The organism is Pseudoruegeria sp. HB172150 (genome assembly GCF_013184805.1).
In the GTDB taxonomy this organism is placed as follows: Bacteria; Pseudomonadota; Alphaproteobacteria; order Rhodobacterales; family Rhodobacteraceae; genus Psychromarinibacter.
In genome coordinates, this window is sequence record NZ_JAATNG010000002.1 from 493,215 (window position 1) to 510,080 (window position 16,866).

Consider the following 16,866-nt stretch of genomic DNA (forward strand, 5'->3'; position numbering starts at 1 on the left):
GCAAGAAGAATTCTTCATGACACCACAATGCTGCCGGTCGAATGAGCGGGCATCCCGGCTCGAACGTTAATCTGGGCTGAAGTGCGGGCGCGGCCGCCGGTTGCTAGCGTCCGACCGCGCTGTAAGCGACGAACCCGGCGTCCTTGACGACCTTTGCGTTGTAGATGTTACGCAGGTCCGCCATGCGGGGCGTCGTCATGTTCTCGGCCATCCGGTCGAGATCCAGCGCGCGGAATTCGTTCCATTCCGTCAGGATGACGACTGCATCGGCCCGATCGGCGGCCTCGTAAGGATCCTCGGACCATGTGACGCCCGGCAGCAGCGCCTCGCCTTCGCGGCGGCCCTGCGGGTCGACGACGCGGACCTTCGCGCCGCCGCCGACCAAAGCAGGAACGATGGTGAGCGAGGGCGCGTCGCGCATGTCGTCGGTGTTGGGCTTGAAGGTAACGCCAAGTACGGCGATGGTTTTGCCGTTTACCGAGCCGTCGCAGAGGTCGAGGATCTTGTCGATCATCCGGCGCTTGGTCTCTTCGTTGACCTTGATCACGGACTCGACGATCTGGATCGGCGCCGCATGTTCCTGCCCGATACGGGCGAGTGCCATCGTGTCCTTCGGGAAGCAGGAGCCACCATAGCCCGGGCCAGCGTGCAGGAACTTGTTGCCGATGCGGCCGTCGAGGCCCATGCCCTTGGAAACCTGCTTGATATCGGCGCCGACCTTTTCGCAGAGGCGTGCAATCTCGTTGATGAACGTGATCTTGGTCGCGAGGAAGGCGTTCGCCGCGTATTTGATCATCTCCGCCGACTCGAGGTCGGTCGTGACGATCGGGAAATCGCGCAGGTAGAGCGGACGATAGATTTCTTCCATCACCTTGGCGGCGCGCTCGCTTTCGATTCCGACGATTACCCTGTCGGGTTTCATGAAATCGTCGATCGCCGCCCCTTCGCGCAAGAATTCGGGGTTCGAGGCTACGTCGAACTCGGCTTGCGGGTTGGCGGCGGCGACGACGTCGCGGACCTTGCGGTTCGTGCCGACCGGGACGGTGGATTTCGTGACGATCACGGCATAGCCGGTCAGGGCGTGCGCGATTTCTTCGGCGGCGGCCATAACGTAGCTCAGATCGGCATGACCGTCGCCGCGCCGCGTGGGCGTGCCAACGGCGATGAACACGGCGTCGGCGCCGTTCACGGCCTTTGCGAGATCGGTCGTGAAGGTAAGTCGGCCGGCCTCGACGTTGCGAACCATCAGGGAATCGAGACCCGGTTCGTAGATCGGCACCTGGCCGGCCTCGAGCATCTCTATCTTGGCGGGGTTCTTGTCCACGCAGATCACATCATGACCGAAATCGGAAAAACAAACTCCAGAGACGAGCCCGACATAGCCCGTGCCGATCATTGCGATACGCATGAAATGTCCTTCAGTATCACTGCCTGCATTCCGTCTGTGGGTTGGTCCGTCGCGGATGATCTGTCAACCCCAACGTTTCGACGCTGGCGGGACTGCTCACGAGATGCCCGCAATCCAAACGGTTCAGCCAAATAGAGTTACAGCCGTGGACGAATGCAATTCTCGGCAGAGCATCCGGCCGGCTTTGCCGAGCGGGTTCGCTAAACGGTCGCGGCGGTGCCCGGCGTGTGACTGTTCGAGTTCCAAGAAACCGGCGCTGAGGCTCATTCGTGTCATCCTGGTCCTTCGGCTGCGGTCGCAAACGGACGTAGCGGAAATCGGTGTCGGTGGCATTCGGACCGTGCTAAGCGCCGGTCGTAGATGATGAGAGTGCTCGGAACGTTGAATTCTGTGCGTCGCCCGAAATGCGAAATATTGTCTGTGTACCGTAGATTGGGCGTGTGACGTGGAAGGAACTTTGAAGTGCGAATTCCTGGCAGGGTACCAAGACGACTAGAAGGCGCGTAAGGCCATGGTAGAATTGCCGAGCGTCAATCCGATGCAGGAGCGTCTCGTACCGGCCATGGCGGACAAGTAAAGAAAAGGCCTTGAGTCGGGCTGGGCAGGGACAGCAGGTGAAGTGAAACCGATGACCAGAAAGCGGATTTGGCGGAAAGCATGGGAACTGCTCGACGACCGGGACCGGCGCAATGCAGGATATCTCTTGGTTGTCATGATCATTGCGGCGCTTTCATCCGCAGTGATGGTCGGGTCAGTTCTGCCCTTTCTGTCGGTCCTGGCGGAACCGGAACGGATCCAGACAGTACCGGCCCTGAAATGGGTCTATGACACCGGTGGTTTCGAGAGCGACTATCAGTTCCTCAAGTTGCTGGGTTATGCTTCTATTGGCATCATTTTGGCGGCCAACCTGATCCAGATCGTGCGGGTCTGGGCGGTATCGCGATTTGCGTTAATGCGGATTCACTCGTTGAGCCTGAGGCTGCTGTCGAGCTACCTGCGACAACCATACGAGCTTTTCCTTAATCGCCATTCGGGCGACATGGGGACAAAGATCCTCGATGAGACGCAGCAGGTCGTGAAACAGTATCTGTTGCCGGCCACGGAAGCCATTGCGTCGCTGCTGTCGATCATCTGTGTCATTGCGGTTCTGTTCATCGTCGATCCAATCGTTGCGAGCTTTGCCTTCGTAATAGTTGGCGGCATTTACGGGGGGGCTCTGCTCTACAGCCGCCGTCTGGTCGGGCGGCTTGGGAAGATCCGTGCCAACACGAACAGGGCCCGGTTCAGGATTGCCGGTGAATCTCTGTCGGGAATCAAGGATATCAAGCTCGCCGGCCGCGAGACAGCATTCGTGAAACGCTACTCTCGGCCTTCGCGCCGCATGGCGATCACCCAGGTGCGGGCCAACGTCATCGGACAGACACCGCATTACATCATGCAGGTCGTTGCCTTTAGCGGTGTGATCGCAATCTGCCTAGTGTTGCTGGAGCCAGATGCGCTTGCGAGCGGCTCGTCGCTAAGCGCGATCCTGCCCACCCTCGGCGTATTCGCGTTCTCGGCACAGCGGTTGATCCCGGAATTGTCGAAGTTCTACCGCTCGCTGACCCGGCTGACATATGGAAATGCGGCTGTTGACGCCGTGCATCGTGACTTGAACATTGGGGCGGCCACGCCTCTTGATTACAAGCAGAAGGAATTGGTTCGGCTTGGTTTATCTCGCGCTCTGACGCTCGACAATGTCGGCTATAGCTATCCGAATGCGGAACGGCCGGGGCTTTCAGGCGTGTCGCTGGAAATTCGCGCCGGAGAGAAAATCGGCATCGTCGGAGGCACCGGCGCAGGCAAGACGACACTCGCCGACCTTATCCTGGGACTACTGCCACCGTCGAAGGGGCAAATCCGGTCCGACGGCACCGAGATCGTACCCGAGAATTTGCGGGCCTGGCAGCGCACGGTCGGCTATGTGCCGCAAGAAATATTCCTGACGGATTCGAGCATTGCCGAAAACATCGCTTTCGGTCTGCCGAAAGAGGAGGTCGAACAGGACCGGGTTCTGAAGGCAGCGCGGATCGCGCAGATCCATGAGTTCATCTTGAACGACCTACCCGACGGGTATGATAGTGCGGTTGGCGAGCGCGGTGTAAGGCTTTCGGGCGGACAGCGGCAGCGCATCGGCATAGCGCGCGCGCTGTACCACGACGCCGATCTGATCGTTTTCGATGAAGCGACCAGCGCGCTCGACAACCTGACCGAACGAGAGGTGATGAGCGCAATCCGGGCGCTACCCGGCGACAAGACGATCCTGATGATCGCGCACCGCCTGAGCACGGTGAAGGAATGCGATCGGATTGTCCTGATGAACCGTGGGCAGATCGAAGGGCTTGGCAGCTGGTCAGAACTTGCCAGTTCCAGCGATGAGTTTCGCCGTCTGATTGCCTCGACCGAGTTCGCCTGATGCTGGCATCGGCTTTCGGATTGGCGGTGCGTTGATGGCCGGCCACCAGTTGTTTCGTACAAAGGAGAGCGTCATTGCCTTCGGTTAGCGTCGTGATTCCGGCCTACCGCCCCGACGGTTTTGACGCGCTGAGGGCGTCGATGGCCGTGAATACCGATACGGACGCGGAATGGATCGTTGTCGATGACGGGTCCGGACCCGCATATGACCCGGTTTTCGAAGGACTTGCGGATACGGATGTGCGGGTGCTGCGCCTGCCGGAGAACCGGCGTCAGGGGGCTGCGCGCAATGCGGGGCTGGCGGAGGCTGGCGGGGCGTGGGTCAAGTTCCTCGACGCAGATGACCGCTTGGACCCCGAGCATCTCAGCGCGCTGTTGCGGGCTGCCCGGGGGGCCGCGTCCGGAGGCATTCCGTTCGCGCCGACGAAGCATGTCTTTGTCGACGGTCGTGCGAGTCCGAACGATACTTGGCGGGATATTGCAGCAGAGCCCGAAGCGCAGCTTGCGCGCCTGCTTGCACGGCCATTCCTGCACCATTGCGGGGTGCTGTTTCCGAAGGAGTTGCTGACCAAACTTGGCGGGTATGACGAAACACTTACAACGGACGAGGACGGCGATCTGCTGATCCGCATGCTACAGACCGGCACGCATTTCATAGCGGTGCCGGAGGTCAATTACCTCTACGTCCATGCAGAGCGGGGCGGTCGTGTGTCGTCCGACAACGATGTCAGGAAACTGGAGGCGCGGTTGCGGGTCTGCGACAAGGTCGAGGAAAGCTACGCGGCACAGGGGACGGAGATGCCGCCGGGTATTCGGCGCGCTCTGGCGCAGCGGTTGGACAAGATCGCGATGTCCTATTGGGCGGTGGACCGCGCGCAATCGAAGGCGGCGCTGAATCGCGCGTCGCGGTTGGATCCCGGGTATGTGCCTGATGCGCGGTGGCCTTTGCGAACTCTACGCCGCGTGGGCGGGCCTTCGGCGGCACTTGCGGCATCTGGGGTCTACCGACGTCTGCGCAACCGGCCCGCAGGAGGGACACAGGGATGAAGCTGCTGGCGATCAGCGAGCATTATTTCCCTCGGGTCGGCGGTACGGTGAATTACCTGCACGAGACGTTGTCTGCCCTGGTTCGGCAGGGCGTGGATGCGGAATTGTGGGTGCCAGGACCGGCCCCGGAAAACTGGTTGCCGGAAAATGTGGACGCGCCGGCGTATAGGGTCCGCTGGGTCGACGCCGGCTATCCGTCCGAAGGCGACCCCGGGCGGGAGCAGCGTTACCTGTTCTGCAAACGGGTGAATGACGAAGCTCACGCAGCGGCGCGTTCGCCGGATGCACCGAACCTGGTACATGTGATGTTCGGGCTGTTCGTCATGGAGGTGCTAGACACAGCCGGGCTGAGCGTCCCGACGGTCGCGACTGTCCATAACGTTCCCCCCATGGAATGCGCACTTCTGCCACCGGAAGCGCCGGCGCTGGCGCGGCTCAAAGAACTGGCACGCTTGCAGGCAGTGTCCTGGAAAAACAACGGCAGATTACGCCGACATCACTACGATCAGTACATTGTGCCTTCCCGGCAGGTTGCGTCATTGCTGTCAGGCGTGCTCCCGCGCGCACCGGTTCAGGTTGTGCCACATGGCCCCACCGGTGAATTGCTGAATTTGATGTCGCCGCCCGCGAAACGTCAGCCAGAACCCGGTGCGCCACTGCGTCTGCTGACAGTCGGTGGTTTCGCGCCCCATAAGCGCCAACACCTGATCCCCGAGGTAGCCGATCGGCTGAAAGCGGGCGGCCATCGCGTGGAATGGGATGTTGTCGGCCCGGCAGGGCGGATCGCCGGGTATTTCAGTTCCATCGAGACGGACATTCAAAGACGCGGGCTGGGCAGCAATGTTCGGTTGCACCGGGCACTGCCGTTCGGAGAGCTCGCAAAATTCTACGACCGGGCCAACCTCTACGTCCAGCCGTCGACTGAAGAAGGCTTTTGCATCACCGCGCTTGATGCGGCTGCCGCAGGCTTGCCGGTTGTTGCGTCTCCTGCCGGGGCACTTCCGGAGATCGCCGCGGCGGGCGGCGGCTTGCTTGTCGAGAGCGCGATCGCACCGCTAACAGATGCCATCGGTCGATTTGTTGCTGAGGAAAGGTGGCACAAGGCAGCGGGGCGTTCGGAACAGATACGCGATACATATTCCTGGAAATCGGCTGCCGCGACGCTTCTGGAACGGTATCATGCCCTAACGAAAGTAACGCGGCGCGTCGATGCCTGATCCTCTGCAGGTCCTGCTGCTGACATCGAAACTGTCGCCCGCCGCGGGCGGTCTGGCTGTCTCGGTGCCCGGCATGGCGCGCAGCGTCGACCGGTTCGACGACATCTCCGTCGATGTAATGGGTACGGTCGATCCGGATCGGCCCGAAGCTGCGATGGACTGGGGGCCACGGGTTCATCCTTTCCGTGTTTCCGGGCCGGCGGCGCTGCAATACGCACCGGGGATGGCTGGCGGGATCACTGCGCTGTCGCCGGACCTGATCGATGTACAGGGATTGTGGACCTATCCATCGCTGGCGAATTTGCGACACTACCGGCGGCAAGGGAAACCGTATCTGGTCACGCCACGGGGAATGCTGGACCCTTGGGCTCGGCGGAACTCACGGTGGAAAAAGGACCTTGCCGGCTGGTGCTTCGAAAATGCGCATCTGGAGGGGGCGCATTGCCTGCGGGCGACAGCCGATATGGAAGCGGAGCACTTCCGCGAACTCGGCCTGACGAACCCGGTCGCGATCATCCCCAACGGCCTCGACGTGCCGGCGCTGCTGCTGCGGCCGGAAAAGCCGCTTCGGCGGGTTCTTTTTCTGAGCCGGATACACCCGAAAAAAGGCATTGATTATCTGCTCACTGCTTGGGCCTCGCTTGAGGCCATGTTCCCCGGGTGGGAACTAGTGATTGCCGGGCTGGATGAAAATGGCCACGAGGCCGCGATGAAGCGGCACTCTGAAAAGCTGGGACTGGCGCGCGTGAAGTTTCCCGGCGCAGTCTATGGCGATGAGAAACAGGCACTCTACCGATCTGCGGACCTGTTCGTTCTGCCGACACATGCCGAGAATTTCGGCCTGGTGATCGCTGAGGCACTGCTGCAGGAAGTTCCGGTGATTACGACGAAAAATGCCCCATGGTCCGGGTTAGAAGAGCACGCCTGTGGCTGGTGGCTCCGGATGGATCAGTCGGATTTGACCGGCGCAATGGCGGCAGCCATGGCGCGCGAGTCAAAGGAGTTGCAGGACATGGGAGCAAGAGGCCGTAACTGGATTGCACGCGACTTCGGCTGGGACGTCATCTCCTCGCAACTGCGTGAATTGTATCATTGGGCTGCCGGTCAGGGTGCGCAGCCAGGCTGCGTCCATAGTCTGTAATTTCCAGCGTGTCAGGCCGGCTCGCCCTTGTCAGTCCCGTTGCGGCTCGCCCGGTGGTCCGCCGATCATATCGGTCAGTGAGACAGATTGTTTGCCCGATGTTGCATACGCGAGCACACGTTTCATCGTGTTTCAACTCGAACGCCTTGAAGTGATGGAAAAAATGCAACTGCCACACGCCCGGCAATTCGTAGCTGGTATGGCTTACCGTGAAGGGCGGTTCAGTTTATGATGAAAAGCAGTTAATGGGGCTGCGGCCCAGCAAGCGATCCGGGAGGCATCCGTTTTATGACGGTTACGGCAGGATCCGGATGAGACGAGAACGACGGTCCGAAGTCCCAGAATGGAAATCTCGCGCGTGAACTACAATCCCGACCAGTCCTCCCGTTACGAAGACCGAGGCGCCGGCGAAAACAAGGCGCAACAATTCAGGTCGGAACGTGTAGAGGAGAACGAACTCGATATTGGCCAGCTTCTTGGCGTGATCTGGCGCGGGAAGTGGTTCATTGCATTCTGTGCTGTCATCGCGCTTGGTATCGGTTGGTATTATGCTACGCGTGTGGTCGTACCGAAATATGCCGCTGAGAGCAGGTTGCTGCTGCAGGTGCGGGACCAGAATGTCGTTGATCTGGAGAGTGTTATCTCTGGTGTCGGCAAGGATCAGGCTTCTCTGAATACCGAAGTCGAGATTATGCAGTCACGCGGCCTGATCGAGCAGCTGGTTAGAGATCTGGAGCTAACGGAAGACCCTGAATTCAACAGGCTTCTTCGGGAACCATCACCCTATTCGTCAGAAGTGTTGTTGAACCGGTTACGGCAGCTTTTGGGTCGTCAGGTCGTGGTGCGCGGGGAGCCCGATGAACAGGTTGTCATGAACCTCACCCTACGGGCCGCACAGAACGCGATAGCGGTTACAGCCGAGCGCGGAACGTATCTATTTCGGATCCGGGTCACCACGGAAAACCGTGCCAAATCCAAATTGATGGCGAACCGGCTGGCCGAAATCTACCTGGATGATCAAATCAGGACTAAGTTCTCAGCCACTGAATATGCGGTGAACTGGCTTTCGCAGCGTGTGACCGAGCTTGAGGCGGAGCTCGAGGAAAAAGAGAACGCGATCCAGGACATCAATACCCAATCCAACATGATCAGCACGGCAGCGTTGGAGGCTCTAAATCTGCGGGTAAGGGAGTCGCGGGCCCGTCTGCAGGTTGTAGAGGCTCGCCAGGCAAGGACTCGCGAGCGGCTTGCCGCGCTGACATCGATGCAGGGAACGGAACTCTACGCCACAATGGCCGCCGAGTCCGATGATCCGCAGCTTGAGGAGCTTGCCAGCAGCGCAGAGAGCGGTGACAGCGGAGCACAGGCAGCTTTCGCCTCGCGCGTTGCCACCCTGATTTCGCGCGACCAGTCGGCGCTTGCTCAGCAGCAGCCGGAGCTTGACCGCCTTCAGTCGGCACATGACGAACTGGTGAACGAGATGGAGGCTCGGACGGCGGATCGTGCCAAGGCAGACAATCTGTTGCGAGAGGCGGAGACGACGCGCGTGCTCTACGAGACTTTCTTGGCGCGGCTCAAGGAAACGTCGATCCAGATCGGGTTGCAACAGGCGGACAGCCGGATCTTGTCCGACGCTTCTTCGGGTTTCCGGGTGGAGCCAAAGACGAACCGCATACTGACGATGGCCTTCCTGCTGGGAGCGACGTTCGCGGTGGCAATCCTGATGCTTCGCCATTTCATGCGCGACGGGTTCCGTACGGCTGACGAACTCGAGGCGGCCACTGGACTTACGGTTGTCGGCCAGGTCCCGAAGATGCCCATTCGACGGCGCAAAGGTTTGTTGGACTATCTTGTAAGGAACCCGACATCTGCGGCGTCTGAAGCAGTTCGCAATATCCGTACGTCAGTCCTGCTGTCTAACGTGGACAACCCACCGCGCGTGATCATGTCCACGTCTTCGGTTCCGGGCGAAGGCAAGACGACCCTTGCGATCGCCTTCTCGCATAACCTGTCCGGGCTTGGGAAGCGCGTGCTGCTGATCGAAGGCGACGTACGGCGCCGGACCTTCAAGAACTATTTCCGGCAACCCGGCGGTGGTGGCCTGTATCAGGTGATCGCCGGAACGTTGTCGCTGGACGAAGCGCTAATCCAGGATCCGGAACTCGGTTTCGATGTACTCATGGGGGATAATGCCTCAATCAACGCGGCGGATTTGTTCGCTTCCGAGCGGTTTCGTGAATTCATGAAATTCGTGCGCGAGCAGTACGATTTTGTGGTTATCGACACCCCGCCCGTTCTGGTCGTCCCCGATGCCCGCGTTCTCGGCCACTATGTCGATGCGATCATGTATGCTGTCCACTGGGACAGAACCCCGAAGTCGCAGGTTCAGGACGGTGTGCGCCAGCTTTCCTCGGTCGGTCTGACTGTTAACGGCCTGGTGTTGTCCCAACTCGATCCCAAACGGATGCGGAGATACGGCTACGGAGGTAAATATGGCGCGTATGCGGGTTACGGACGTCGGTACTACAACACGTGACATACGTGGGCGCATTATGGTCAAGTAGACAGCGAAGGGAGGCGAGCAGGGTCCTCGCTTTGTTGGCACAAAAGTCTGTTCGCGGGGCCTGAACAATGGCTACCGGCTACAGCATTTTCGACCCGCTGGTTGTTCTGATTAGCTTTGTGCTGACGCTTTACCTTCTGATCAAGGATCCGCAGCGTCTGCTTCTCTACATCCCACTGATGCTGTCGTTGTTCTTTTTCGTTCCCTTTGTCACGCTTCTTACCAACTGGCACACGGTTCCGATGCTGATCGCCGGTTGGTGGGTGTTCCAGAAAAAGACCAGGTTCCCTGCTTCGATATCGTTACCGATCGCGGTCATCTTCGTGTCTTTTGCGGCCCAGTTCCTGGTGTCGGTTGTCTACGGCGATGTCGGTACTCGGCTTATCTTGCGGGCGTCTCACTATGTCGGCGTATTCGCGCTTTTCCTGTTTGCGTATTACATGTCGCGCCGTCCCGGCGGATATCTGCTTCTTCTTCAGGGATTTGCACTCGCGGCAGCAGTACATTCCATCTACAGTTTCTACCAGATTATCGCATTTGACCTCGGGCTGCCGTTTCGCGGTTTGGTCCGTGATCAGTCCGGAACGGCCAGCGCAGCTGTCGAAAGCGGGTTGTTTTTAAGGGTCAACGGACTTTCCAGTGAACCGAAAAGGCTGGCGTACGTGTTGTTCGTTGGTGCGCTGGCATGTTTCGAACTGGTTCGGATTGACGTAGAGAAGCGACGAACCCTCTATCGCGCCTTCGGTTATCTATCTTTGATTGCTTCGATACTAACGTTCTCTGGGTCATACTACCTTGCCTTAGTCCTGTTTGGGATCACAATGGCACTGGTCAATATGTCGGTATTGAAGTCTTTCGCCGTTCTTTCATTCGCGTGTCTGCTTGTTGCAACGTTTTTAGGATCTGCAACCGAACGTTACCTAGATGCAATGCAGCAAGGCATCGACCGACGGTTTCAGGAGGTCGAGATCGGGCTGGACGGAGAGGTCGTCTATCGGCAGGAGTTCTTTGCGCAGGACTATGTTGCGAACCACCCGAGCGTCGTTGCCACAGGGTTGGGAATTGGCCGCTACAATGTGGCGCTTTTCAGGGAATATGGGCTCGGTGTCGGATATGGGCAGAACGGGCGAATTCTGCCACTGAACTCGAACTTTTTTGAACTGATATTCGATCTTGGCGGGCTGGCGACCATCAGCTTTTACGCTTGTATTCTGGTTCTCACCATACGTGCGAAAAAGGCAGGAGAGAGATTTCTGTTCATGGCCCTCGTTATGCTTGCTTATCAAAGTCTGACTATTCAAGTCCTCCATTTTCTAGTTCTAGTTATGGGAGCGGCGATGGCCAGGTTGAAGACTCCTGCTATTGTGGATAAAGTGAAACGGCCGGCTCAAGGTATGCCGACGGTGCTCAAGCATGAAGTCTGACCCTAGCTTTCTTGGTGTCAGAAGCGCCACTGTTGTCATCAGTGTCCCAGCGAAGCACGTGCTGGAAGGCAACGTGTCGGCTTGCGCCGACAGTCAATTGGAGCGGGTGCCGGCTTGAAGTACCGTCCGGAGATCGACGGCCTTCGCTCCGTTGCGGTGGTTCCCGTCATCTTGTTCCACGCCGGTTCGTCAGTCTTCTCCGGCGGCTTCATCGGTGTGGATGTGTTTTTCGTGATCAGTGGTTATCTGATCACCGAAATCATACTGCGTGAACTGGATCAGAAACGCTTCTCAATCCTGAAATTCTACGAGCGACGAGCGCGAAGGATCCTTCCAGCGCTGTTTGTAGTGATCTCAGCGTGCTTTCCTTTCGGCTGGTTTCTGATGTTGCCGGACCCATTCGAAAACTTTGCGCAGAGCGTCGTTGCGACGCTGATCTTTGCAAACAATGTTCTCTTAAATATGACCAGTGGTTATTGGGATACGGCGGCAGAATTCAAGCCGTTGCTGCACACCTGGAGTCTAGGTGTGGAAGAACAGTACTACATTGTAGTGCCGCTGCTCTTTTGGATCACCACAAAATACGCCAAGCGATTTGTTCCTCACGTTGCAATTTTTTTGGCATTTCTGAGTTTCGCCGTTTGCCAGTTCTGGATGCTTGTCCGGCCTGACCACGCCTTCTACATGATCGATGCACGTGCATGGGAATTACTGGTCGGCTCGCTGGTCGCCATTGCGTTTCGCAAAGGGATGACCCGGCCGAATGAGGCAGCAGCGCTACTAGGTCTCGCGGCCGTCCTCGGGTCGATTTTCTTGTTCGGACCGGAGACACCTTTTCCGGGGTATGCGGCTTTGCTACCGGTTGTAGGAAGCGCAGCAGTCATCGGCTTTGGTCAGCAGGGAACCTTGACTGCCAGGCTGCTGTCAAATCGGCTTCTGGTCTGGACTGGGTTGATTAGCTACAGCCTCTACCTGTGGCATCAACCAATGTTCGCCTTCATGCGGATAGCCAGTGTCGAAGAGCCGTCATTGGTAACGATGTACTCTCTGATACCCCTGTTGTTCCTGCTGTCATATCTGACTTGGCGATTTGTCGAGCGACCGGCGCGCAATCCGGCTCTGTTGCCCAGCAAACCGGCCTCGGTAGTTGGGGCTGCAGGAATTGCTGTCTTCATGATTGCAATCGGTGTGACCATTCACGTCAACCATGGCTTTCCCGGCAGGATTTTCGATATGAAAGAGAACCGGGCCAGCGACTACTACATTGCCTATAACAGCCGAGTGCACAGGTTTGAGGCCAACACGTTCGAGTCGAACGGGGCCTTGAACCTGGTCGTCGTCGGAAACAGCCAAGCGCGTGACTTCGTGAATATGATGACGGAAGCAGGTGAGCTTGAACGGTTCAACCTTGTGTACCGGCCGTACTTCGACGTTTGCGAACTCGGGCGCGAAGACAGTGAAACCTACGAACTTATCCGGTCGGCCGATGCAGCCATCTTTGTGACCTATCACCTAACCGACGTGTGCTGGGAGGAGATCGAGGGCTCCGGATTGCTTGATACAACAGCAGTCTTGTTCGTGGGCCTGAAGGATTTCGGCTACAATTTGAACGCGTTCGGAAGGGTTCCGGCATCGGAACGAGCGGACATTAGAGTTCGAGTCGACGAAGACGTCGTGCGAAGGAACAGAAGGATAAAGAGTATTTTGCCGGCTGGGTACTTTCTAGATATCCTCGGGAATGCGTCTGAGACAGGAGATGAACTGCCTGTGTTCGACTCTTCAGGGGCAATTCTGTCCGGGGACCGTGTCCACGTGACGAAGCCTGGGGCGGAATATTTCGGCTCCCTTCTTTTCGAGACAGAGGTCTGGAAGGAATTTCTGGGAGAATTGGAGATTGCCGCCAAAACACCTGACCGGTGAAAGGCTTGCAATAGTGCGCATGATCAATTGGACCAGCCGGCGCAGACGCAAGAGGAGTGCGGTGGCCGAAATTCCGGAATTGGACCCGAAAACGTCAACAATTCTTATGAGGGCTAAGTCCATTCTTCGACTTCGACTTCACATCTTGTCACCTTGCCCAGACTGCCTTCGCGGCCGTCCATCTCGATGTCGAAGGTCCAATAATACTGATCATTGACCACGGAGTCTGTCCAGACACCACCAGCCTCTGAAATTTGGCCAATTCCGTGAATCTGAAAATTTGAGATTGAGAGCGCCATCGCTCCCTCTCGATCGGCCGCGACCGTGTTGACGAGTGTAGCCTTGATGAATTCGTCGCTATAACTGAAGTACAAACGGTACTCCGTATCAAGAACACCGTCCGGCGTCGCATAGCGTACGCGGAGCTTGCCGTCTCGCGAACGCTGATCGACCGCGCCCGTGCCCATGTCTTCGATCCGTACCTTGATCCGATGCGGACGGTTGGCGTAGACATCATCTTCGTCGTAAACGCCGCATTTCATCCAGAGCTTGTCCTTCAGGCCTATACAAGGCGTCTGATAGGCGCTGAACGTGGGTACCTGCATCTGCCGGGTCGCAGTGCCTTCGCCAGCATAGATGGACCAGCCGGACGTATCGACCGGGTCGCCGGTCGCGACATCGGCGAGTTGGAACGTATCCGTTGTGATCCCTGCGACCTTCCAGACGGTGCCGTTGACTTCGGCCATACCGTCGACGCCGTTGATGTATACAAAGTCGCCGTCCTGAAAATTGTGCCCGGTGGACGTCACAACGCCCGGGTTGGATTGGGTTATGCCGGTGATCCCGGCCCGTAGTGCCCAGGCGCTGATGTGACCGCCGCCGGTGAAAGAGCCGAAGCCGGTGGTATCGATCGGCGCGCCAGTGTTTCTGTGGCGCAGCTCGAAAGTGTCCGTCGTAGGATTGCCAACCTGGTATCTTATTCCATCCAACTCGGTCATTCCGCCGATCCCGACGAGGTACAGGAACTGGCCATGGGCCAAGCCGTGGCTCGGTGCGGTGACAATTCCTTGCGCTGCCTGCGTGATGCCGATGACCGGCTGACCCATTGGAAATGAGCACCAACCGGTGTCCAAGGGCACGTGGATCGGCTTGCCAAGGCCCATGATGCTCTGGAAAGCGCGCGTTTTCGTGCGATCGACCGGCGCGGTGAGTCGCGTCAGTTCGTCAACGTGGATCCTGCAATCTGGATTGCTGAGCCCCTGCGCTTCAGCAATGTAGGGGACGGCGCAGTCCTCGATCCTGATGCGGCCTTCTTTGCCGGGCTTGATTGCAGCCTTGGTCGAACGGAACCGGCGGAGGGTTCGTGTGTAGTCGGTTGCCATCTGCTCGTACTCGTCGAGCAAGATGGGCAGGTTTGTTTGGCTGCCTTCTGTTTCCGCATCGGATGTCGATGAGCAGTTTTCTACGGTTTCCCCCAGCCCGCGCAGGTCAAGTCCCAGCAGTCCGCCGGTGACGCTATCGTGGACGTTTCGGAAGACGGGCCGGATCGTCGGGTGACACTGAATGATCCCATCCGTATCGATGCCGACACCGTTCTCGAACAACAAGTCCTGCGCCCAGTTGCTGGCGTCGAGGTGGCGCACTTGCTCTGCGACGAAGTTCCTGACTGTCACAAAGCGCGAGCCACTGGTTATCGAATTGTAGCGAACCTTGCTTATCCTGCAGTGGTCGTAGGTGAGATTGTCGCACTTCGACGTCACGAAGCCATCCGAAAAATCTGGCTGCCATCCGGCGACTGGTCCCTCTATGGTGCAGTGTTCGACCAGGCCGGAAAGGCCGCGGAATCTGACTGTCGTGGCCGGGTCGCATAGAAAATCCAAGTTTTGAAGGTGGACGTAGGCGGGCTTGTAACTCGATACCTCGGTTGGCGTCGTGCCAGGGTTCCCACCGAGATTGCCTTCGATCGAATCGAACCAGAAATCCAGCGGTTGATCGAGTTGCACCCTATTGCCATCGAAGGCGGCAATCCTGCGAATGCACTGCTTGCGATAGCTCCAGCCGGTCTCCACCCGAGTGTCGGGCGCATTCAGGTAGAGCATGTCGCCGACATTCATTCCCGTTACGTCCGCCAGTTCGATGAAAGTCGACCCACGTGGAGCATCTGTGGCAAGCACCGTCTCTGGTCCTTGAGGTCCTTCGAACTTGATGCCCTGGCCGGTGACATGCAGCGTTGTTCGACCGTCCGAGTACATCCTGAAGCGGCCATTAGCCGGCGCATAGATGTAGACGTTCTGGTTGCAGCGGATCCTCCCTTGCGGCAACCGAAGAGAGCAGCCGCGCGCAATGGCCGCCGCGCAGGCTGATTCAAATAGGGTGTGCATATCCGTTGTCCCGGTGACGTCGGGTTGCCATGCGCCGAAATCCATAACTCCTTCTCGCGGAAGGACGTAAAGCTTGGTGCCATTCACTGTTACATCGTGATCGGAGGCACCGAGGGCTGCGACCTTGTAGGCGAAGCCTTCTTCCCGGGTGCGTATTACGGTGTTCTCGGCAAAGGTGGTGGCGGACGTGAAGAGATCGGAGGCGGTGTTGAACAGCACATCGCTGTGCCAGCCAAGAAGACTTTCACTGCCCGCGTCGTTGCGGAAGACTTGGAGGCCCGGCAGGGTGGCGACAAAGAATACTTCCGTGTCGTTGGTCGCGGCCAGGCCGCTGGCGACGCTGTCATATGTATCGCTGCCCGCGACCTGCGCAGCCACCGCATCAATGTTGACGCTTTGACTGACGGTTATCAGGTCCGTCTTTGCCTTGGCGCTTGCGACGGAAGCGTCGTTGTCTTCGGAAAGGGTTTTTATCCAGCCTGTGAGGCCTGCAAGTGCCGTGTTTCCATCATCCGCGAAGGTGAATGCCGCGCCGCCGGCGGCCACGGTCGCGCCGGCCCGGAACACCTCGCCGCGTGCTACAGCTGCCTTGAACCGATCGGAATTCGTGTACTGGATACCGGTTTCGTAGAGCTTGACGCCACCGGCCGTCTCTGCGTGAGCGTCAACGGCCCCCTGATCGGCAATGCGGAAGTATGTCGCCGCCGTGCTTGCAAGGATGATGTCGCCCGGAACGACTTTTGCGCGGCCGGTTCCCGCAGCGTAGGAAAGGATTTTGTTCTCTTCAATTTCCTCGACCGTCCGAAATCCGTGCTTGATCCCCAGGGACACTGACGAGCCGATGGTGATGTTGTCCTGAGCGAACAGAGTCTCTTTGATGGGGGAAAGGATCACGACTTTGTAGTTGCCGTCGACCAGGTAACAAAGGTCGAACGCACCGTCGGAACTAGCCTTGAGGGGGTTTGACTGGGTGATGGTCAGCCCGCTGTCGCGATAAATCGGTGCCAACGTATCGCTGCCAGCAACATAGATAAACTTCCGCGCCCCCGGGACTGGATTGCCCGATCCATCCAATGCATGGTTGGCGCTTTCAAGATTGAAGAGACCCATTTCTCGAACTCCAATTCCAGTTACCGGCACGATGTGCAGTGGCAAACCATGTCCGAATGCAGCGTGGGTGTGGGCGCTGGCCGAACGTGCGGACTGCCTCTTCGACCCTTGGCTGGACGAGGCCGGGACAATGGTCGCCAATTTCTAACCCGTTGATAATACGACGCGCGTTGCCTTCCGCGGGCGGCAACGCGCCAATGG

Annotated in this window: 9 protein-coding genes; 7 read left to right on the forward strand and 2 right to left on the reverse strand. The window is 58.3% G+C overall.

Annotated features, from left to right (window positions below):
* Positions 1-103: 103 nt before the first annotated feature.
* Complete coding sequence (locus HCO70_RS14195; RefSeq protein WP_172297213.1) at positions 104-1,408, reverse strand: UDP-glucose/GDP-mannose dehydrogenase family protein; 1,305 nt, start codon at positions 1,406-1,408, stop codon at positions 104-106.
* Between the two features lie 628 nt (positions 1,409-2,036).
* On the opposite strand from HCO70_RS14195, the gene HCO70_RS14200 reads away from it, so the two are divergent.
* The 7 genes from HCO70_RS14200 (at position 2,037) to HCO70_RS14230 (ending at position 13,174) form a co-directional block, all read left to right on the forward strand.
* The gene (locus HCO70_RS14200; RefSeq protein WP_216665435.1) at positions 2,037-3,863 is read left to right on the forward strand and encodes an ABC transporter ATP-binding protein; all 1,827 of its coding nucleotides are present in this window, start codon (positions 2,037-2,039) and stop codon (positions 3,861-3,863) included.
* 74 nt (positions 3,864-3,937) lie between these two features.
* A complete protein-coding gene (locus HCO70_RS14205; protein WP_172297215.1) occupies positions 3,938-4,909 on the forward strand; it encodes a glycosyltransferase family 2 protein in 972 nt (323 codons plus the stop codon).
* Positions 4,906-6,126, forward strand: coding sequence for a glycosyltransferase family 4 protein (locus HCO70_RS14210; RefSeq protein WP_172297217.1), 1,221 nt, complete (start codon positions 4,906-4,908; stop codon positions 6,124-6,126). The genes HCO70_RS14205 and HCO70_RS14210 overlap by 4 nt, the downstream gene beginning before the upstream one ends.
* Complete coding sequence (locus tag HCO70_RS14215; RefSeq protein WP_172297219.1) at positions 6,119-7,267, forward strand: glycosyltransferase; 1,149 nt, start codon at positions 6,119-6,121, stop codon at positions 7,265-7,267. Before HCO70_RS14210 ends, HCO70_RS14215 begins: the two co-directional genes overlap by 8 nt.
* 343 nt (positions 7,268-7,610) lie before the next feature.
* Entirely contained in the window at positions 7,611-9,803 is a 2,193-nt protein-coding gene (locus tag HCO70_RS14220) for a polysaccharide biosynthesis tyrosine autokinase (RefSeq protein WP_172297221.1), read from the forward strand.
* A gap of 95 nt (positions 9,804-9,898) precedes the next feature.
* Complete coding sequence (locus tag HCO70_RS14225; protein ID WP_172297223.1) at positions 9,899-11,254, forward strand: hypothetical protein; 1,356 nt, start codon at positions 9,899-9,901, stop codon at positions 11,252-11,254.
* A gap of 114 nt (positions 11,255-11,368) precedes the next feature.
* Positions 11,369-13,174 carry an acyltransferase gene (locus HCO70_RS14230; RefSeq protein WP_172297225.1) on the forward strand — a complete coding sequence of 602 codons (1,806 nt, stop codon included), beginning with the start codon at positions 11,369-11,371 and terminating at the stop codon, positions 13,172-13,174.
* 113 nt (positions 13,175-13,287) lie between these two features.
* Here HCO70_RS14230 and HCO70_RS14235 read toward each other — a convergent pair whose 3' ends face one another.
* Positions 13,288-16,665: a ubiquitin-activating E1 FCCH domain-containing protein gene (locus tag HCO70_RS14235; protein ID WP_172297227.1), complete on the reverse strand. Its 3,378-nt coding sequence runs from the start codon at positions 16,663-16,665 to the stop codon at positions 13,288-13,290.
* Positions 16,666-16,866: the final 201 nt, after the last annotated feature.

Bases quoted from the DNA above. Each gene is read 5' to 3' on its own strand.
- HCO70_RS14195 (WP_172297213.1), bottom strand. From the start codon at position 1,408: ATGCGTATCGCAATGATCGGCACGGGCTATGTCGGGCTCGTCTCTGGA.
- HCO70_RS14200 (WP_216665435.1), top strand. From the start codon at position 2,037: ATGACCAGAAAGCGGATTTGGCGGAAAGCATGGGAACTGCTCGACGAC.
- HCO70_RS14210 (WP_172297217.1), top strand. From the start codon at position 4,906: ATGAAGCTGCTGGCGATCAGCGAGCATTATTTCCCTCGGGTCGGCGGT.
- HCO70_RS14215 (WP_172297219.1), top strand. From the start codon at position 6,119: ATGCCTGATCCTCTGCAGGTCCTGCTGCTGACATCGAAACTGTCGCCC.
- HCO70_RS14220 (WP_172297221.1), top strand. From the start codon at position 7,611: ATGGAAATCTCGCGCGTGAACTACAATCCCGACCAGTCCTCCCGTTAC.
- HCO70_RS14225 (WP_172297223.1), top strand. From the start codon at position 9,899: ATGGCTACCGGCTACAGCATTTTCGACCCGCTGGTTGTTCTGATTAGC.
- HCO70_RS14235 (WP_172297227.1), bottom strand. From the start codon at position 16,665: ATGGGTCTCTTCAATCTTGAAAGCGCCAACCATGCATTGGATGGATCG.